Origin of the sequence: Acinetobacter sp. MB5, from assembly GCF_003261585.1 — a bacterium.
Classification (GTDB): Bacteria; Pseudomonadota; Gammaproteobacteria; order Pseudomonadales; family Moraxellaceae; genus Acinetobacter.
Genome location: NZ_POVU01000004.1, coordinates 57,075 through 75,594, shown reverse-complemented (window position 1 = coordinate 75,594; position 18,520 = coordinate 57,075). Strand labels below are relative to the sequence as shown.

Here is an 18,520-nt window from a genome sequence, read left to right as displayed (position 1 = left end):
AGGTGGTGAATGACGGACAAGTCGATTAAAGAATTGGCGCAAAGTGTAGAGCGTTCAGTTGAAAAACTTCTAGAACAAGTTCGTGATGCCGGGCTGCCACAGCGTCGTGCCGACGATATCATTACTACAGAACAGCAAGATACCCTTGTCAGCTATTTGAAGAAAGTTCATGGGCAGGACAGTGGTAATGCAGGAAAAATCACGTTGAAACGTAAAACAACCAGTACAGCAAAAGTTGCAAGTACCTCAGGTAAAGCGAAAACCATCAATGTAGAAGTACGCAAAAAACATACTTTTACCAAGCCTGACCCTGAACAGATTAAAGCTGAAGCAAAAGCGAAGCTTGAAGCTGAAACTAAAGCGCGTGCTGAAGCAAATGCACAACCACGTGCAGAAGAAACACGTCGTGAAAATAACGCGACAGCTACTTTAGAAGCAATGCGTGCTGCGCATAAGCAAGATAAAGTTGTGGAAAGCCCAAAAACTGCGGTTGTGGTGAAAAAGCGTGGTGGTGGTACATTGAAACCATTACCAAAACCAGCAGAAACAGCAGAACAGAAAAAAGCGCGTGAAGCACAAACTGCTCAGTTAAAAGCAACTGAAGAAGCAGCTCGTCGTAAAGCGGCTGAAGAAGCGCAGCAACGTACGCTTGAACAAATGCGTAAAATGGCATCGAAATATTCAAATGACGATGCAACCACGACAATTCGTGTGATTGATGATTCTCCACTTGCGGCTGGTCTTGTTGGTCAGGCGTATGAAGATTCTTTCAATCAGGAAGACCGTGAAATTAAACGTGGTGGTAACTCGAAAGATACACGTGGCGCGAAAAAAGGCGGACGTAATCAAGAAGAGCAAAACTTCCAGAAATCACATCATAAACGTGGTTTGAAAACGAGCCAAGCTAACAAGCATGGTTTTGAAAAACCAGTTAAAAAACAAGTATATGATGTTGAAATTGGTTCAACTATTGTCGTTGGCGACCTTGCACAGAAAATGGCTGTGAAAGTTCGTGAAGTGATTAAAACACTCATGAAAATGGGTGAGTTAGTGACTCAGAACCAGTCAATCGACCAAGATACAGCTGCACTTGTTGTTGAAGAAATGGGTCATAACCCGATTCTTGTTTCTGATACTCAAGCTGAAGATAACTTAATTGAAGCTGCTGAGCAAAAACGTGGTGAGCTAAGTACTCGTCCGCCAGTTGTAACAATCATGGGTCACGTTGACCATGGTAAAACGTCATTGCTTGACCGTATTCGTCGCTCTAAAGTGGCTGCGGGTGAAGCAGGCGGGATCACTCAGCACATCGGTGCTTACCATGTGGAAACTCAAAAAGGGATTATTACCTTCCTCGATACTCCGGGACATGCAGCGTTTACCGCTATGCGTTCACGTGGTGCGAAAGCAACGGATATTGTGGTACTTGTTGTTGCAGCAGATGATGGCGTAATGCCACAAACTGCAGAAGCAATTGACCATGCACGTGCGGCAGGTACGCCAATCATTGTTGCGATCAACAAAATGGATAAAGAATCTGCTGATCCAGATCGCGTATTGAATGAATTGACGACCAAAGAAATCGTACCTGAACAATGGGGCGGTGACGTTCCAGTTGCAATGGTTTCAGCGCACTCAGGTCAAGGTATTGATGAACTTCTTGATTTGATCTTGATTCAGGCAGAAATGCTAGAACTTCAAGCTTCTGAAGAAGGTGCTGCGCAAGGTGTTGTAATCGAAGCACGTGTTGACAAAGGTCGTGGTGCTGTGACTTCGATCTTGGTACAAAACGGTACATTGAATGTAGGTGACTTGGTTCTTGCTGGTTCATCTTACGGTCGTGTACGTGCCATGTCTGATGAAAATGGTCAGCCAATTAAATCAGCGGGTCCTTCTATTCCTGTGGAAATCTTGGGTCTTCCAGATGCGCCAATGGCAGGTGATGAAGTTCTTGTAGTGAATGATGAGAAAAAAGCGCGTGAAGTTGCTGATGCGCGTGCTGACCGTGAACGTCAAAAACGTATTGAGCGTCAAAGTGCAATGCGTCTTGAAAACATCATGGCGTCTATGGGCAAGAAAGACATCCCAACCGTTAACGTTGTGTTGAAAACTGATGTACGCGGTACTTTGGAAGCATTGAACGCAGCATTGACTGAATTGTCTATGGACGAAGTGAAAGTACGCATCATCAGTTCAGGTGTGGGTGCAATCACTGAATCTGATGTGACTTTGGCAGAATCTTCTGAAGCTGTATTGCTTGGCTTTAACGTTCGTGCCGATGCAACTGCACGTCAGAAAGCGGATCAAGACGGTATCGACATTCGTTACTACAGCGTCATCTATGAATTGATCGACGACGTGAAAGATGCCATGAGCGGTAAATTGGCACCTGAACATCGTGAGACTATTTTGGGTATTGCACAGGTTCGTGAAGTGTTCCGTTCAAGCAAGTTCGGTGCGGCTGCGGGCTGTATGGTTATGGAAGGTGTTATTCACCGTAACAAACCAATCCGTGTCTTGCGTGAAGATGTTGTGGTATTCCAAGGTGAGCTTGAATCTCTTCGTCGTTATAAAGACGTGGTGGACGAAGTTCGCGCAGGTATGGAATGTGGTCTTGCCGTGAAAGGTTATAAAGACATCAAACCACTCGACAAGATCGAGGTGTATGATGTTCAAATTGTGAAACGGAGTCTTTAATGGCGGGTAGTCAACGTCTGAAGCGTATGGCTGATTCAGTACAACGTGAGTTGTCAGAACTGATTCGCCAAGAGCTGAAAGATCCACGCCTAGGTGGTTATGTGACCATCTCGGCGGTGAAAGTCAGTGCGGACATGGGTTATGCTGAAGTTTATGTCACTGTAATGGGACGTGAACTGGGCGATGAGCAAAGTGAAGCAGCAAATAAAGAAACTTTAGATGTATTAAATAAAGCTTCTGGTTTCTTGCGTCATGAGTTGAGTCGTCGTATCAAGACACGTATTACGCCAAGATTGCGTTTTCACTATGACAAGACCAATGCTTATGGTAACTATATGTTTGGTCTGATTGCAGAGGCAGTCAAAGACTTGCCAGAGCAGGATAAAGAATAAGAAAAAGCCACCTTCGGGTGGCTTTTTTATGATTGGGCTTTAAGTTATTTCTATATTTTATTCAATGAAAATAATGAACTAATCGATAAAAGTATAAAACTTATTCATCAGGTGTTTGGCTAAAGCGTTTTTCACGTTTTTGTGCCTGACGCTGCAAACGATAACGATCCCAGGGTAAAGGACGTTCAATTGCTTCAGGCACATCACCACTTAAAGAGCGGAGTTTAAGGTGCAATGCAGCCTGTGCGATCAGGTTTGCAGATACAGGTGCTGTAATAAAAGCCAGTAAGGTAATCAGTAATTCAGCAAAACCAAAATGTCCCTGAAATGCCCAATAGATCATCGCGGCAATTAGAAAGCTTCCTAAACCGAGCGTACTGGATTTGGTTGGTGCGTGCAGACGTGTAAACAAATCGGGCAGGCGGACTATCCCAATGCCACCGACCAGCATAAAAAAACTACCGACCAGCAAGAAGAATGACACCAAAATTTCCATCAATAATTGCATCTTTCATTCTCCTGCTTAGTCAATCACATGACCTGTGGTGAAATAACGTGCCAAGGCAACCGTAGACACAAATCCCAACATGGCAACCAATAACGCACCTTCGAACAATTGTGTGGTTGTCCAGTAGATGCCGAGGACAATCACCAGACCTGTGGCATTCAAAAATAGTGTATCGAGCGCCAGTAGTCGGTCGACAATCGAAGGGCCGAACACTAAACGCACTAAGCATAACAACATGGAAATACAAATCATGATTAAACAAATGCCTAAGACATACGGCAAAATGATCATATGCTTTCTCCTTGTTTAACATTGAAAATTTTCAGTAAAGGGGCTTCGTAGCGCTGTTTAATCTGATCAATTTCAGCCTGAGGATCACCACAGCTCAGCGCATGAACCAAAATGTCTCCGCGTTCCTGATCGATCCCTGCACTGACCGTTCCAGGAGTGGTCGTAATGATCATTGCTAGCAGGGAATTGACTTGTTCATGCTGTGTGTTGAGCGGAACACGAAACCATTTCGGTTCGAGTTTATCCGTTGAGCCCAACACCAGTTTAGCCACGACAAAGTTCGATACCACGACATCACGAAGAACCACAAAAAACAGGTGAGTGGCCGTTTTCCAGTCGATGTTTGGCGTGCGGGTAATAAAATTTTGTAAGAGTTTGGGAATGATGATGGCCTGAAGGGCAGCAAGTAACAGGTCTGAAGCATCTAGGCTATGCGACAGAATCAGCCAAGAGCCAGCGACCACGACTGACACAAACGGGTGAGGGAAGCAACGATCAATCCAAGCGAGTTTTGCCATGCTTAGTGCTCCACAGACTGAAGTTTGAGTTGATCATGATCAGCGGTTTTTGGAGAATCTTTTAATTGATTCAACTGCTCATGAATCTGCTGCTGTTTGTATAACGAAATATGTTCACCATGCAAACTATTCGGGCTAATGATGCTTGGAATAAGATGTGCATTGGCATCGGCATTTTCACCGCCATATTTTGTTTCAGGAATATATTCAGGATCAAAAGGCTCAACACTAATAAATTGCCCATTTTGATCACGTTTTAGAATATGTTGCTGATAGAAACTTTGCTGTTCCAGTTGTTGACTGGCTGCACTGAGATAACGCTCAATCGGTTGTGCCGCAGCAACATAAGCGACTAACAAGCTTAAGAGTAAATACAGCGCATAATCATTGCCTTTAGGCGCAATTGCAGGCAGCGTCTGATAGGTTTGATAAGCTTCGGTTTGAGGATTATCTTCAGGTTCACTCGATTGCCAAAACAGAATAAAACCGACACGAATGAACGCGACAAGACTGAGTAAGCTCACGATCAGCACGCCTGCAATAATCCAGAGCTGTAAAGGATGATGCTGGGTGGCATGTAAAATGAAGACTTTACCCAAGAAGCCACTAAAAGGAGGTAAACCCGCCATCATCAAGGCAATAATAAAGAAGCAAATTGACAGGCGTCGTTCTTGCTTCATGCGTGGTGCAACGACCAGATGGTCTTTGAACTCGCCACGTTGTGCGGTAATCCAGCCACAGAGCAAGTAAAAAGCAGCACCAATCACGGTACTATGGAACAGATAATATAAACCTGCTGACCATGCTTCAGTTCGATGTAAACCAATCGCAATGCAAATTGTTCCGAGTGAAGACAAAATCATAAAGCCCACAAAACGTCGTAAACGCAGTGCGCCAATTGCTCCAATGACGCCATAAAGTGAGCTGATTAAACCTAAAATCAATAAGATATCAAACAGTGGGTTGGCATGATCATTCAGGAAAATGATTGAATTGACCCGTAAAATCGCATAGAGGCCGACTTTGGTCATCACTGTGAAAATAGCCGCAACAGGCGTACTGGCAACGGCATAGGTTTTGGGTAGCCAGAAACCCAAAGGCAATACCGCGGCTTTAATTGCAAACACGGTAAAGAGTAAATAGCCACCTGCCTGAGCCAATGCCGCCTGATCAGGAGCAAGGGTTGGAAATAAACGCGCAACATCGGCCATATTCAGGCTGCCAACACTGGCGTAAATCAGTCCTAGACCGATCAGGAACAGTGCGCTGGCGAGTAGGTTAATCACCACATAGTGAATACCCAACTGGAAACGGGCTTTACCTTGTCCGTGAATCAGCAAGACATAAGATGCCATCAGCAGAATTTCAAAGAAAACGAACAGGTTAAACAGGTCGGCAGTCAGGAAAGCACCGCAAAGTCCCATCAGCAAAAACTGGAACAAGGCGTGGAAATAGCGTCCACGTGCATCCCAACCTTGGCTGGCGTAGGCAATAATTGGAAACGCCAAAATATAGGTCAGCAGCAGCATAAAGGCTGACAGGCGATCCAGCACCAAGACAATTCCAAAAGGTGCAGACCATTCACTCAGTTGGTAAACACTAATTTGCCCTGTGCTGGCATGCATGAGATAACTAATTGCAGTGATCAGACCCAGCCCAGTGGAAATAATGCTGATGCCGCGTCGCCATTTTTGCCGATGATCCAGTGCCAGTTGACCCGCCCCAGGATTGCCTAAAAGCAGCAGCAAGAACCCTGTAAATGCAGGAATTAAAATACTAAAAATCGGGGTGTGTTGTTGCCAAAAATCAAACCAAGCCATCATGATGCTTTGTCCTCACTCGGGTCATCACGTAACTCGGTCAATTCTTTGGAATCCACATGGTCTGTACCAGACTCATAGCGGCTGCGTAAAGCCAGTTGCACAATAAAAGCCGTTGTTGCAAAACCAATCACAATTGCAGTGAGCACCAGTGCTTGTGGCAATGGGTCGGTCACATGAATGGTTTGGGTTAAAATCGCAGGGGCATTCACCTGAATGCGTCCCGTGGCAAAAAGAAATAAGTTTACGGCATAACCAATCATGGCTAAGCCGAGAACCACAGGGAAAGTACGTGCACGTAGCAGCAAATACACACCTGTAGCAACCAGTAATCCGATTCCTGAAGCAATCAGTAGTTCTAAGCTAATCATTGTATTACTCCTTCGGAATAGGACCAGAAATGTTGGTATGGCGCGAGTCACCCAACACTGAAATCATGAGCATGGTTGCACCCACGACCGTAAAGTAAACCCCTAAGTCAAACAGGGCAGCAGAAGCAAAATGCAGCTTTCCAAGCACAGGTAAATTCACATAAACATGAGCACTGGTTAAAAATGGGCGTGACCAGAACCATGCCAGAACACCTGTGACACCTGCGATGCTTAAGCCTGTGCCAATCCAGATTTCATACAAGCGTCCTGATTTGGCTTTGATGAGTTGCTCGGCATAATCCTGACCTAAGGCAATATATTGAATGATCAAGGCCATGGCGGTAATTAAGCCTGCAATGAAGCCACCGCCTGGGTAATTGTGTCCGCGCATGAAAATATACAGACTGACCACCAAGGCTACAGGCAATACCCATGATGCTGTAGTTCGTACCAGCAGTGGAGAAGGGTTAAAGCGATAGGTCAGACCTTGGGTAATGGTGGTGCCATGTGTCCGCATACCATCCATGAGTGACAAGGTTCCAATTGCTGCGATACCCAATACTGTAATTTCGCCGAAGGTATCGAAACCACGGAAGTCGACCAAAATCACGTTGACGATATTGGCGCCACCACCTAACGGTAGAGATTGCTGAACAAAGAACCAAGAAATCGAATTATGATCGCGGGTTAAAATCAGCCAAGTGATCCAGCCAATCCCCAGACCTGCAACAATCGCGATAATTGCATCGCGCCAGCGTTGCGTCTGTGTAGATTCATAGGGGGTGAGCTGCGGCAATAAAGACAAGCTCATCAACAGCAGCACAGTGGTGACCACATCAACTGTGATCTGGGTTAAAGCCAAATCAGGTGCTGACAACGCCACAAAGGTCATTGTGACAACTAAACCTGCTGCACCGCTAATCAGCACTGCTTTAATCCGTTCATGGTGAAACCACAGCATCATCCAGCAGGCACTGAACAGCAATAACCACAGCAGAATGGCAATCCATGAGGCTTGGGTGAGGAGATGTGTACCCGTCCGTAGCGAAGCTGGGTACAGTGGCAGTGCTACCATGATCACGGTAAAGGCAATAATCCAGAACAAGTAATGTTGTAATTTGCCTGTTTCGGTTTTCAGTTTGACTGTTCGTGCGAGGCAAACGATCTGGTGGACAAGGTATTCAAAAATCAGTTTGCCTTGCAGTTTGCCCAGATAATCTTCCATGTCGATACGGCGAATCAGTGCGCCACGACTTAAATGGAAATAGAAAGTTGCACCGCCAAACAGCGCGATAATACTCATGATGAGCGGAATGTTAAAGCCATGCCAAATTGCCAAATGGACACCGTGAAATGAATCCAGTTGGAGAGAAGCGCGAGTCACCTGATTGACAAGAGGTTCGGCAAAGAAAGCAGGGAATAGCCCCACCAAAATACATAACAGGGTAAGTAAAATAATCGGGCCATGCATGCCGAGCACAGGTTCATGCGCTTCTGGATTCGGGATTTGATCTCCCACAACACCATCGAAAAAGACGCCGTGCATCATCCGAATCGAGTAAGAAACCGCAAAAATTCCTGCCAGTGTGGCAACGCCTGCGCCTAAAATCAGGCTGAAACCAGATAAATGCTGCACCAGTTGGGTAAAGAACATTTCTTTGGATAAAAAGCCATTGGTGAGTGGAATACCTGCCATGGCTGACGCGGCAATCATGGTCAACGTGCCTGTAAACGGCAGTAAATACCACACGCCCTGTAGTTTTTTCAGGCTACGCGTACCTGTTTCATGATCAATAATCCCCGCAATCATAAACAGCGCTGCCTTAAAGGTCGCGTGGTTAATGATATGGAAAATGGCGCCTGCGACTGCAAGGGGTGAACCCAGACCTAACAGACACATGATCAGTCCCAAATGGCTGATGGTCGAGTAGGCCAGTAAGCCTTTGAGGTCTTCTTTGAAAATTGCAAAGAAAGCCCCAATCGCAAAGGTGGTCAGACCGACAATCGTCACGAGGTTGTGAAATAAGCTAAAGCCGACAAAGATCGGCAGGAGGCGTGCCACCAAGAAAATCCCTGCTTTGACCATGGTCGCCGAATGCAAATAAGCTGAAACGGGGGTTGGTGCTGCCATGGCATTTGGGAGCCAAAAATGAAACGGGAACTGCGCACTTTTGGTAAATGCACCGAGGAGAATCAGTAAAAGTGCAGGTACAAATAAAGGCTGTGTTTGCAGGCTTGGGCCGAGCGCCAGAATTTGATCGAGCTGGAAGCTGCCTGCCATTTGTCCAAGCAGCATAAAGCCCCCGAGCATTGCCAGTCCCCCCATCCCTGTAATGAGGAGTGCCATGCGTGAGCCACGCTGCGCGGCATCATAACGATGCCAGTAAGCAACTAATAAAAATGAGGAAATACTGGTGAGTTCCCAAAAAACCAACAACATGATCAGATTGTTGGAGAGGGAAATTCCAAGCATGGCTGCCATAAATAGCATGAGCAGACCATACAATTTACTCAGGGAGTTTTTCGGCCCTAAATAATAGTAGGCATAAATAAAAATGAGTGTGCCGATGCCACTGATGAGCAAGCCAAACAGCAGCCCCAAGGCATCGAGACGGAAACTGAAATTAATCCCCAGTTCTGGAAGCCATGACCAAGTTTGCAACAGGGTTGCGCCATGGAAGACAGAACTGGACTGACTGAGCAAAAGCCCAAAACAACTTAAACTAACGCTGATGGCGGCCAACATGTTGAGCAGGCGAGATGCCTTAGATAAACATGAAACCAATCCAGTGCCAAAGAGCAAAGGTAACAGTATGATAATGGCTAACACACCTGAATCCCTAGTTGTAAATTAGGTCATGACCTAAATGCTATGTTTCTTTTAAAAATCAGAGGCGTGCAAGGGGCATTCCAATATTCAATTTCCAAAAGCCGAAGTGCGCTCTACTCGGTTGAAACCAAAAGATCGACTGGGTCGAGTGACTAGATTATGTGCTGCACTAAAATAAGTGCAAGATTATTCTACATTTTTTGAATACTAAAGCCAGCCTTTTTCGAGCTTATTCTGGTGCTTTCCCGATAAATGCCTATTCTCATTATGATTTTTTTTCAAATAAAATTGTTACAGAATCAAGCTAGCTTTTTAGATGGGGTTAAGGGGTTGAAATGGCACGGGATTTGAGCGGATTTTTCTGCTTAAGTTGTTGGATTAGATCATAAATATAATGAATATTTAAACTGGTTTTGGCGCGGGTGCAGGCCACATACAGCAAACGTAATTCTTCATCACTGATTTTGTGGTCGTGGGCATTGAGTTTGAACTGATAGTCATCTTCCAGATGCACCCGATCCCATTCTAGACCTTTGGCTTTATGCGCAGTCGAAATCACATAGTCCGCTTCTTGAATCGAGGTGATTTTTTCCAAGGCACGTTTCAGTGGTGCCGTGCCATGATCATCTACCAGTTTGACTAAAGGTTTAATGTCACTGCCTTCATTGGTTTCACAGTATTCATGCACGTCATGCCATGAATTGAACCAAGCTAGTTCGGGCACATCGGTCACGCGTTTGCCTTGTTTTAAGATACTCGCAGCATCAATAAAGCGGTTCAGTCGGGCATGATCGGCTTGCAAGCTGACTTTTTCACCACTGACCAAACCTGCTAACAGTAATTCCATCGCACGTGCATTGGTACGGCATAAAATCGCATCGCGTTTTTTGGTATGTGGTTTGTTGAACACGGAAGATTGTCGTTCAGGATTGCCATGCAAGGGAACGGTTTCTTTCAGCCCACCCAGTAAACTGTTGGCAACCTCGGCAATCGGTTCACCAAAACGAAATGAAGTGGTGAGGCGTGATTCGGTCAGCGGCAGCTTTTGCATGGCATTGACTGCACCGCGCCATGCATAAATTTGTTGATGGGCATCGCCAACATAAATCACTTGAGTATTTTTTTGTTGCAGCAAAATTCCGAGCATGAGCGGGTCAGCATCTTGCGCTTCATCAAACAGAATATAGTCTGCGGGAATATACGGTTCAGACAGCGCCCACAGTTTTAAATAAATATCATGCCCAATCCCTGCCTGGTGCTGTGGATTGACCGAATCGAGCCAACGGCGTTCAAGGGCAGGATACAAATGCTGTTGCAAGGCGGTTGCATCATCGGGATGCAGCCAGCTTGGCACCTGAATATGGCGCGGCGCAGGATACTGTGAACTGGTCGCACAGAAGTAACCCACAGCATTGACCACGATACTGGCAAGGCGACTCGGCATGAGCGCGTATTTTTCGTAACGTCCACCCATCAAACGACGCAGGGTAATTGGTTCAAGCCGATATTCTTTAGCCAGAAAACTTGGACTGAGACGAGGTAAACGCAATTTGTCGGTAATGTTGCGCGGCACGCTGCGGTAGGCAAGCGAGTGAAAGGTACGGCTGTCGACATTGCGGTGAAACTTTTGTTGGGCTTCACTGGCAATGGCTTTGTTAAACGCCAGATACATGCCGCGCCGTTCGGGCATGGCAGCACTGATCATTTGCAGGGTGGTGGTTTTACCTGTGCCTGCGTAGGCCACCACTTTAAATGATTCGCCACGAAGCGCATGCTCAATGGCGATCTGCTGTTCGGCAGTCGGTTTAGTGGGCTGCACGATTGGCCTTTTCAACCAGTCCTGATAAACCTTGACGGCGTGCCAGTTCATTCAGCACGATTTGCGGGTCAATATCAAAATAACCGAGCATCACAATGCTGTGGAACCACAGGTCAGCCACTTCGTAGATCAGGTCATTTTTATTGTCTTCGCTGGCATGGCTGGCAAAGTCTTTCGCGGCAATCACCGTTTCAATGCTTTCTTCGCCAACTTTTTCTAAAATCTTGTTCAGCCCTTTGTGGTAGAGCTTTGCGACATAAGAACTGTCAGGATCAGCCGCTTTACGCTCAATCATCATTTTGCCCAAGTAGTCGAGTACATCGACAGTTTCAGCCTGTGCATTCGATACAGACATGGCAAGGGTATGTGGATTGCTCGATGCGGTATTGTGGTAAATCTCGTTCGGGTCTTTGAGTTGTGCATCAACAATTTCCCAACCGTTTTCAGTCAGTTTGCGATAGAAACACGATTCACGACCTGTATGGCAAGCAATGCCGCCATGTTGTTCAATTTGCAGCACAATCACGTCAGCATCGCAGTCGAGACGAATTTCATGCACAGTCTGGAAGTGTCCAGACTCTTCGCCTTTATGCCAGAGTTTTTGACGTGAACGGGAAAAATACACCGCCTGTTTTTTCTCGGCAGTCAACGCAAGCGACTCGCGGTTCATCCATGCCACCATCAAAATCCGTCCAGTATGATGATGCTGTGCAATCGCAGGAATCAGACCTTGTTCGTTAAATTTTACTTCATCGAGCCATTGCATATTGTTCATGGAAAATCACCAAATATCTTGCGTGGAATAAAAGAGGCTTAAATTAAGCAGGGCTATAGTGTACGGCATCTAACCAATTTTCCAAAACCAATATTTCAGCATTTTGCCGCAGCCAATTTGAACCTAGGGCAATTTTTTCCAATACCGTGTGTTGTTTGTCGTGATGCACTCCATCCATCACACACGCTATTTCACCGATCAGGACAGATATTGCATGGTTGCTTTTTCAAATGGTTTTTTTCTCAGTCTTTCTTTATGTTTGGATATTGGCATTGCCAATATCGCCATGATGACCCTCGCCATGCAGCGCGGCTATGCACAGGGTTTTTGTTTAGGACTTGGAACCTGTGTGGGCGATTTGCTCTATGCGATTGGTGCATTATTGGGGATGAGTGTGTTGCTGCAATTTACTCCAGTCAGATGGTTACTCTGGATTGGCGGTGGGGCAATCTTGCTGTGGTTCACGTTTAAAATGGGTCGAGAAGCTTTGCAATCCCATCAACAGATTGATTTAAACCATTCGATCCATCCGTCTAGTGCATCAAAAGCCTTCCGCAAAGGGGTTGTTTTGGCTATGTCCTCACCCACAGCCATTTTATGGTTTGCAACGGTGGGCGGTGTGCTGATTTCTCGCTTAGGTCATCAAGGTACATGGGTTGTCGTGTGGTTTCTCGCGGGTTTTTTTGTGGCAGGTTTATTTTGGGCAGCAGTGTTATGTGCTGTGGGAAGCTTTGGCGGGAAAGTCTTGGGGAAAAATCTGCTGCGTTATTCTTATATGGCTTCAGCCGTGATTTTTGCCTATTTTTCAGTGTACGTGATGGTTTCTGGGTATCGAGAATTTTTTCCGACTTAAATGGAGTTGCTGTGCGTAATCATGCGGCGTAATCCCCATGATTTTCTTAAAACTTTGAATAAAATGACTTTGATCATAAAAACCCAGTGCAGTTGCAGCATCAAGTGAATGCACACGCTGACGCAGTAAATCACGTGCGCGGTGGATTCGGAGCTGCATGTGATATTGCAATGGTGGAATACCAACAAATTTCTTAAATGATCGTATCAAGTAATATTTGCTTAAACCACTGATTTGGCTGAGTTCATCTAGCGAAATTTTTCGGGTCAACTCAGTCCGCATATAGTCCTGAAGCAGACGAATAGCATGACTGGTTTGATGATCTGCAAATTGAGGAGATTGAAACAGTGAAGCACAGAGCAATAAAAAAGCCTGTTGGGTTTGCTCGGTTGAATGTTGTTGTGTGAATGACTGAATATATTGAAATAATTCAGGATGATGTAGAACACCTTCAGTCAGGACAGGGGCTGAGTGGCCGCTACTCAGATGATTCTCACGGATCACATCAATCAGCGCATGTTGGGGGATGTGAATGCTAATAAAGCGTGTGGGTTGCTCGGCAAAAGTTGAAGATTGGATCGATTCGGGATTATAGCAAGTCACTTGCCCAGACTGGACAAAACTGGTTTTACCATTCAGCCAAATTCGCTCTACCCCTGATAGATTGGCGCTGAGGATATATTCTTGATGCGAATGTTTTGGGTAATTATCCTGATAGGCGAGTGTAGTGCAACATTCAATCTGATTCAGGCTAAACCACTCCGAAGATTTTAGCATCATGCCTCCTTTAAGCTCTGTCTAAAACGACCTTTAACCTGAACATTTTTCTGTCTGAAATGCTGAGGTCACGGATGACTGAGCAATCTCAGTATAGTCGAGTTGTTGCAGGGCATTGGTTTTTAAGCCTGAAATAGTGATCGCCATTTGTCTGCGGAAATACGGAATTCGATACATCAGTGGAAATAGCACATCACGCATTTGGCTTGCCCAACGCAAATCGGATTGATATAGCGGTGTGAGTAAACGGCTGAGGCTTTGATAGAAGAAAGTTGAAGAACGCCGTACTTGATGATAATGCTGCCACAATTTTGCCCAGTCGAGTTGCTGCTGTGCATAGCTGTGTTGTACCGACTGTGACAATGCCCATGCATCTAGCAAAGCCATATTCGCGCCTTGTCCGAGTTGTGGACTCATGGCATGTGCGGCATCGCCAATGACTCCGATGCGTCCCTGACCATATTGCGACATCACCACATCGCGGTATTGTGCTGAGAGCCACGTGGTCGATGATGTTTGAGTGACTTGCTCGAGCCAGTCTGCGGCTTTACTCCAACGTTTGGACACTTGCTTGAGCCAAAGCTCACGCTGCTGTTCCTGTTGAAGAAAATCTGGCAATTTCGAACTTGGCAAACTCCAGAACACACTGGACAGGCGTTGTTCAGGTGCAGTGGGAATCGCCCCCGTCGGCAAGATGCCCATCATGATCTGACTGGTATCGTAAAACTGATGCAGAATTTCACGATCAAACTGCTGACACTCAGGCACAATCGTCCATGCTGCTCCCCAAGGATAAGGCTGATCAATCTTGACCCATGCCGATGGGCGCAGTTGACTACGCGCACCATTCGCGACAATCACTGCATCAAACGCAGCATCGAAGGAGTGTTGCTGAGCATCTTGTCCGATTAGCCGTACCTGTTCAGGGGATTCTTGTAGTTGTTGAATATCATAGCCCATGTACCACGTGATGGCATCCCGATGCTGATTGACTGCGGTTTGCAGCACATGGCACAAGGTTGCACGGTGAATGCCTAACCCTTTGTAATGATTGTCTGCTTCATGATAATGGCTGTCCACTAACAGACGACCATCGGCAAGCTGACCTTCCAAACCTGTGACTTTCGCCCCCAACTGGCAGGCATGTTCGAGAACACCCAAATGTTCAAACACAGCTAAACCCGCAGGTTGTAATAACAAACCCGCGCCGACAGGATCAAGATGTTGGGCTTTTTCAAAAATACTGACTTGAAAGCCTTGTCGGGCAAGTAGGGCAGCGGTAGCAAGTCCTGCGGTTCCTGCGCCAATAATGGCAAAATGGAGCGTTTTCATTCGAATGACTGATCGTAGTTTTCTATTATTTTGCTGTATTTTGAACATGTTGCAGGGGATTTGTAAATCAAAAAATGCAGGCAATCAGAATGGAATGGTGATTTAAAAAGAGAGATGCTGCGATGTGATGCACGCCATTGCTGAGTTTTTGGGATAAAAAAAGCGGGACATGCCCGCTTTGATCATCGACTTAACGCACAATCCGCCAAAGTGCAATCAGACTTGCTACAGCAATCAGTGGAATCGACACAAACCACGGACTAATCATGGCAATGCTGAGCAAAATTGCGATCATGCTGCCAAAAATCCAGCTGCGTTTTTGTTGCTGCTGCATCTGCAAACGCAAATGTTGTAATTCGCGTAACTGCTTGTCTTGCCATGCCGACTGATTTTTTAAACCATTCAGGCTGTCTACAATCAGCGCGGGAATATCCTGAGCACCTAACAGTAGGTCAGGAATTTGCTGCCCTAACTGTTTGATATTTTTCACAGGATCCATATTGGATTTGACCCATTCGGTCAGAATCGGTTTTGCCAGTTTCCAGATATCCAGTTCAGGATAAAGATCGGTTCCCAAACCCTCTACGTGCACCAAAGTTTTGAGTAATAGCATCAACTGCGGTGGAATTTCCAAGTGGAAACGACGGGCAATATCCATGACCTGAATTAGGATACCTGCAAAATCCAGCTCATGCATGGGCTTGGAAATCATCGGGCCAACGGTACGACGCATTTCACGGGCTAGAGCATCCTGATCAGTGCCTGGTGGAATCCAGCCTGCCTGATGCACCACCTGAATCAGTTGCATGAAATTGCCATTCATCACGGACAGCAACATACGGGCAACGGTCATCTGGTCTTGTTTAGACAACTCACCCATGATGGCGCAGTCAAGGGCAATATAGCGTGGTTGCTGTGGATTAATGGTTTCCACAAACACGTTGCCAGGGTGCATGTCGGCATGGAAAAAGTTATCGCGAAAGACTTGGGTAAAGAAAATGGTTAGGCCTTTTTCTGCCAAGTCTGCACGGTTCATACCGAGACGGTCAAAAGTTTCCGTATCTGAAATGGGTACGCCCGTAATACGTTCCGCCACCATCACATCGGTGCTATCCATATACACATCAGGCACATACATCATGCTTGAGCCTGTAAAGTAATGGCGCATACGACGGGTATTGTCGGCTTCTAAGGTCAAATCCAGTTCATTCAGAATGGTTTGGCGGTAGTTCTGAATAATTTCTGAGAGATGCAGAGCACGCGCTGCTTCAAGACGATTTTCAAGCTTATGCCCAAGCCATGTCAGAATTTCAAAATCTTGCAGAATTTGCGCACGGATATTTGGACGGGTGACTTTGACCACTACTTCACGCCCATCATGCAGGGCAGCGGTATGGACTTGTGCAATCGATGCCGCAGCGAGTGGCTGCTCATCAAAACGGGAAAATAGAGAATTGATCTCTGCTTTCAAGGATTGCTGAATGCGCATTTTGGCGACATCGGCATCGAAGGGTTTGACTCTATCTTGCAACAAGACTAACTGCTGCAAAATTTCAGGGGCAATCAGGTCACGGCGGGTCGACAATAGTTGCCCGAGTTTGATGGCTAACGGCCCCATATCCTCCAGTGCTTCTTTGAGCTTAAGCGGATTTTTTCCTTGTCTGCTTGACCATGCTGCAGGGTGCAAGCGAATCAGTTTGAGTAAGGGGCGCGCCTTAATGGGGATGTCTTCCGCAGCAACCAACGTATCGAGTCGATAATGTGCAGCAATGCGCCACAGTTCGAGTAAACGGGAAATATGCGGAATCATTAAAGCGGTCACCTAATCTTGTTTTGGGAGAATTTTCTGCTGTAAGGCCTGAAATTTGGCTTCCAGTCGGTCAATATTTTGTTGCAGGGCACGTGTGCCTTGTTGCAGTTCATCCATTTGCCAGCGTGGGGCAAATAAACCACTATCTTCTTTTAAGCTATCTTCGGCAAAAAACAGTTTGCTTTGGAGTGAGCGCTTGGCAAGGTTGGGTAGCTGCTGAATTTTACCGAGTTCATGGGCCAGTGTTGGGCCAATCCACGGTGACAAATGGGCTGCCAAGTCAGGTTCAATGCGCTGCAAAATGTCTTGCAGGCTTTGTAACAGGCGAAAATCACCTTGTACGGGAATCGTGCCGACTTCTTTGTCCAGTAATAATTTCAGTAGCTCAACCACATTGGCAACCTGTAAGGTGGTGTTGGCGGTGCTTGGACTTTGTTTTGGATCGAAAGGGCGTTGTTCAAACACACTGGGCGTTTCACTGTGCCCAGTCGCCGTTGGCTCAAGGCGCAGGGTATTTTCATCAAAGAAAACATCAACCGAGAGTTGTGGTGAGGCAATCACCACACGGAGCAGTTGCCCTTGGAGTTGATTGAGTTGGATGCGTGTAATCGCGTCAAGGTCAATCACACGATTGACCAGACGTTCAGCAGCACCTAATGCAAGAATTGACCACATCAGGGGCGTCCTCGATTAGAGTTTGAAACCACGGTGAACTGCAACGATACCGCCAGTCAGGTTATGGTAGTCACAATTCTGGAAGCCTGCTTTTTCCATCATGCCTTTTAAGGTGCGTTGGTCTGGGTGCATACGAATCGATTCAGCCAGATATTTGTAGCTTTCAGAATCATTCGCTACCAATTTACCCATCACTGGGAGTGCGGTAAATGAATACAGATCATAGAGTTTAGAGAATGGTTCAAATACCGGTTTAGAGAATTCTAAAATCAGTAAGCGACCACCTGGCTTCAACACGCGGAACATTGATTCAAGCGCTGCATCTTTATCGGTCACGTTGCGTAGACCAAAGCTGATGGTCAACAGGTCAAAGCTGTTGTCGGCAAACGGTTCTAAAGTTTCGGCATTCGCCAATACGAAATCAACATTGGTACAGCCAGCATCAAGCAAACGGCTACGACCGACATTCAGCATCGATTCGTTAATGTCGGAAAGCACTACATGGCCTTGAGGGCCAACTTCACGACTGAAGACTTTGGCAAGGTCACCCGTACCGCCTGCAATATCTAGCACGTGCTGACCACGGCGTACGCCAGACATGTTAATCGCGAAGCGTTTCCATAAACGGTGAATCCCGAATGACATCAAGTCATTCATAATGTCGTATTTGCTGGCAACCGAGTGGAACACTTCCGCAACTTTTTGTGCTTTGTCTTCGGTACGTACCGTTTTAAAACCGAAATGCGTGGTGTCACCGACATTGCCAGTTTTGCCTGCGCCACGTGGCAGGTTGTAATGCGGCACTTGTCCTGTAATTGGGGTGTCTTGTGGTGCTTGGTTCAGGGTCTCTTGTTGACCTTGTGGAGTCCCTTCAGGAAGAGGCGAGGTTAAAAAAGGACTAACTTTATTAGAATTTTCTGTCGACTCATTGGCTGTATTTGGCGTTGGGTGTTCGTTCGACATGAGTCTCTCCTCATTCACCTGTATAAGAAATTAGGGAGCATGATGACAGATTATGCAAAACTTTGCAGTGATCATCATGCTTGAATTGA

Annotated in this window: 17 protein-coding genes; 3 read left to right on the top strand and 14 right to left on the bottom strand. The window is 46.1% G+C overall.

Translation table 11 applies throughout. The features are described from left to right. Positions 1–9 precede the first annotated feature (9 nt). Together infB and C1A47_RS06860 are read left to right on the top strand one after the other, a co-directional pair. A complete protein-coding gene (gene infB / locus C1A47_RS06865; protein ID WP_111893741.1) occupies positions 10–2,697 on the top strand; it encodes a translation initiation factor IF-2 in 2,688 nt (895 codons plus the stop codon). Further along, positions 2,697–3,089: a ribosome-binding factor A gene (locus C1A47_RS06860; RefSeq protein ID WP_111893739.1), complete on the top strand. Its 393-nt coding sequence runs from the start codon at positions 2,697–2,699 to the stop codon at positions 3,087–3,089. Before infB ends, C1A47_RS06860 begins: the two co-directional genes overlap by 1 nt. Positions 3,090–3,189: 100 nt before the next feature. Here the strand turns inward: C1A47_RS06860 and C1A47_RS06855 are convergent, their stop codons facing one another. The 9 genes from C1A47_RS06855 to C1A47_RS17940 form a co-directional block, all read right to left on the bottom strand. After that, a complete protein-coding gene (locus C1A47_RS06855) occupies positions 3,190–3,597 on the bottom strand; it encodes a Na+/H+ antiporter subunit G (protein ID WP_111893737.1) in 408 nt (135 codons plus the stop codon). 15 nt (positions 3,598–3,612) lie between these two features. After that, positions 3,613–3,888: a monovalent cation/H+ antiporter subunit F gene (locus C1A47_RS06850; RefSeq protein WP_111893735.1), complete on the bottom strand. Its 276-nt coding sequence runs from the start codon at positions 3,886–3,888 to the stop codon at positions 3,613–3,615. Further along, positions 3,885–4,406, bottom strand: a complete 522-nt coding sequence (locus C1A47_RS06845) for a Na+/H+ antiporter subunit E (protein ID WP_111893733.1) — start codon at positions 4,404–4,406, stop codon at positions 3,885–3,887. Before C1A47_RS06845 ends, C1A47_RS06850 begins: the two co-directional genes overlap by 4 nt. Positions 4,407–4,408: 2 nt before the next feature. Then, positions 4,409–6,229, bottom strand: coding sequence for a monovalent cation/H+ antiporter subunit D (locus C1A47_RS06840; protein ID WP_111893731.1), 1,821 nt, complete (start codon positions 6,227–6,229; stop codon positions 4,409–4,411). Further along, positions 6,226–6,597, bottom strand: coding sequence for a Na+/H+ antiporter subunit C (locus tag C1A47_RS06835; protein ID WP_111893728.1), 372 nt, complete (start codon positions 6,595–6,597; stop codon positions 6,226–6,228). Before C1A47_RS06835 ends, C1A47_RS06840 begins: the two co-directional genes overlap by 4 nt. A 4-nt stretch (positions 6,598–6,601) precedes the next feature. Next, positions 6,602–9,427 (bottom strand): monovalent cation/H+ antiporter subunit A, encoded by a 2,826-nt coding sequence (locus C1A47_RS06830; RefSeq protein ID WP_111893727.1) that lies wholly within the window; start codon positions 9,425–9,427, stop codon positions 6,602–6,604. Between the two features lie 322 nt (positions 9,428–9,749). After that, positions 9,750–11,297, bottom strand: coding sequence for a UvrD-helicase domain-containing protein (locus tag C1A47_RS06825; protein WP_227539743.1), 1,548 nt, complete (start codon positions 11,295–11,297; stop codon positions 9,750–9,752). Then, on the bottom strand, positions 11,233–12,021 hold the full coding sequence (hisIE, locus tag C1A47_RS06820; protein ID WP_111893726.1) for a bifunctional phosphoribosyl-AMP cyclohydrolase/phosphoribosyl-ATP diphosphatase HisIE: 789 nt from the start codon (positions 12,019–12,021) through the stop codon (positions 11,233–11,235). The genes C1A47_RS06825 and hisIE overlap by 65 nt, the downstream gene beginning before the upstream one ends. 43 nt (positions 12,022–12,064) lie before the next feature. Further along, complete coding sequence (locus C1A47_RS17940; protein WP_264756262.1) at positions 12,065–12,199, bottom strand: hypothetical protein; 135 nt, start codon at positions 12,197–12,199, stop codon at positions 12,065–12,067. A gap of 36 nt (positions 12,200–12,235) precedes the next feature. On the opposite strand from C1A47_RS17940, the gene C1A47_RS06815 reads away from it, so the two are divergent. Further along, entirely contained in the window at positions 12,236–12,874 is a 639-nt protein-coding gene (locus tag C1A47_RS06815; protein WP_111893725.1) for a LysE family transporter, read from the top strand. Here the strand turns inward: C1A47_RS06815 and C1A47_RS06810 are convergent. From C1A47_RS06810 to ubiE, 5 genes are all read right to left on the bottom strand, one after another. Further along, the gene (locus C1A47_RS06810) at positions 12,827–13,654 is read right to left on the bottom strand and encodes a helix-turn-helix domain-containing protein (RefSeq protein WP_111893724.1); all 828 of its coding nucleotides are present in this window, start codon (positions 13,652–13,654) and stop codon (positions 12,827–12,829) included. The genes C1A47_RS06815 and C1A47_RS06810 overlap by 48 nt on opposite strands. Before the next feature lie 30 nt (positions 13,655–13,684). Continuing rightward, the gene (locus C1A47_RS06805; RefSeq protein ID WP_111893723.1) at positions 13,685–14,983 is read right to left on the bottom strand and encodes an FAD-dependent oxidoreductase; all 1,299 of its coding nucleotides are present in this window, start codon (positions 14,981–14,983) and stop codon (positions 13,685–13,687) included. A 190-nt stretch (positions 14,984–15,173) separates the two neighbouring features. Continuing rightward, positions 15,174–16,793: an ABC1 kinase family protein gene (locus C1A47_RS06800; RefSeq protein ID WP_111893722.1), complete on the bottom strand. Its 1,620-nt coding sequence runs from the start codon at positions 16,791–16,793 to the stop codon at positions 15,174–15,176. A gap of 12 nt (positions 16,794–16,805) precedes the next feature. Beyond that, positions 16,806–17,468, bottom strand: a complete 663-nt coding sequence (locus C1A47_RS06795) for a hypothetical protein (protein ID WP_111893721.1) — start codon at positions 17,466–17,468, stop codon at positions 16,806–16,808. A gap of 15 nt (positions 17,469–17,483) precedes the next feature. Continuing rightward, positions 17,484–18,431: a bifunctional demethylmenaquinone methyltransferase/2-methoxy-6-polyprenyl-1,4-benzoquinol methylase UbiE gene (gene ubiE / locus C1A47_RS06790; RefSeq protein ID WP_111893719.1), complete on the bottom strand. Its 948-nt coding sequence runs from the start codon at positions 18,429–18,431 to the stop codon at positions 17,484–17,486. Between the last annotated feature and the right edge of the window lie 89 nt (positions 18,432–18,520).

Coding starts and splice junctions, on each gene's coding strand:
- infB (WP_111893741.1), top strand. CDS start 10: ATGACGGACAAGTCGATTAAAGAATTGGCGCAAAGTGTAGAGCGTTCA.
- C1A47_RS06860 (WP_111893739.1), top strand. CDS start 2,697: ATGGCGGGTAGTCAACGTCTGAAGCGTATGGCTGATTCAGTACAACGT.
- C1A47_RS06855 (WP_111893737.1), bottom strand. CDS start 3,597: ATGCAATTATTGATGGAAATTTTGGTGTCATTCTTCTTGCTGGTCGGT.
- C1A47_RS06850 (WP_111893735.1), bottom strand. CDS start 3,888: ATGATCATTTTGCCGTATGTCTTAGGCATTTGTTTAATCATGATTTGT.
- C1A47_RS06845 (WP_111893733.1), bottom strand. CDS start 4,406: ATGGCAAAACTCGCTTGGATTGATCGTTGCTTCCCTCACCCGTTTGTG.
- C1A47_RS06840 (WP_111893731.1), bottom strand. CDS start 6,229: ATGATGGCTTGGTTTGATTTTTGGCAACAACACACCCCGATTTTTAGT.
- C1A47_RS06835 (WP_111893728.1), bottom strand. CDS start 6,597: ATGATTAGCTTAGAACTACTGATTGCTTCAGGAATCGGATTACTGGTT.
- C1A47_RS06825 (WP_227539743.1), bottom strand. CDS start 11,297: ATGAACTGGCACGCCGTCAAGGTTTATCAGGACTGGTTGAAAAGGCCA.
- hisIE (WP_111893726.1), bottom strand. CDS start 12,021: ATGAACAATATGCAATGGCTCGATGAAGTAAAATTTAACGAACAAGGT.
- C1A47_RS17940 (WP_264756262.1), bottom strand. CDS start 12,199: ATGGATGGAGTGCATCACGACAAACAACACACGGTATTGGAAAAAATT.
- C1A47_RS06815 (WP_111893725.1), top strand. CDS start 12,236: ATGGTTGCTTTTTCAAATGGTTTTTTTCTCAGTCTTTCTTTATGTTTG.
- C1A47_RS06810 (WP_111893724.1), bottom strand. CDS start 13,654: ATGATGCTAAAATCTTCGGAGTGGTTTAGCCTGAATCAGATTGAATGT.
- C1A47_RS06805 (WP_111893723.1), bottom strand. CDS start 14,983: ATGAAAACGCTCCATTTTGCCATTATTGGCGCAGGAACCGCAGGACTT.
- C1A47_RS06800 (WP_111893722.1), bottom strand. CDS start 16,793: ATGATTCCGCATATTTCCCGTTTACTCGAACTGTGGCGCATTGCTGCA.
- C1A47_RS06795 (WP_111893721.1), bottom strand. CDS start 17,468: ATGTGGTCAATTCTTGCATTAGGTGCTGCTGAACGTCTGGTCAATCGT.
- ubiE (WP_111893719.1), bottom strand. CDS start 18,431: ATGTCGAACGAACACCCAACGCCAAATACAGCCAATGAGTCGACAGAA.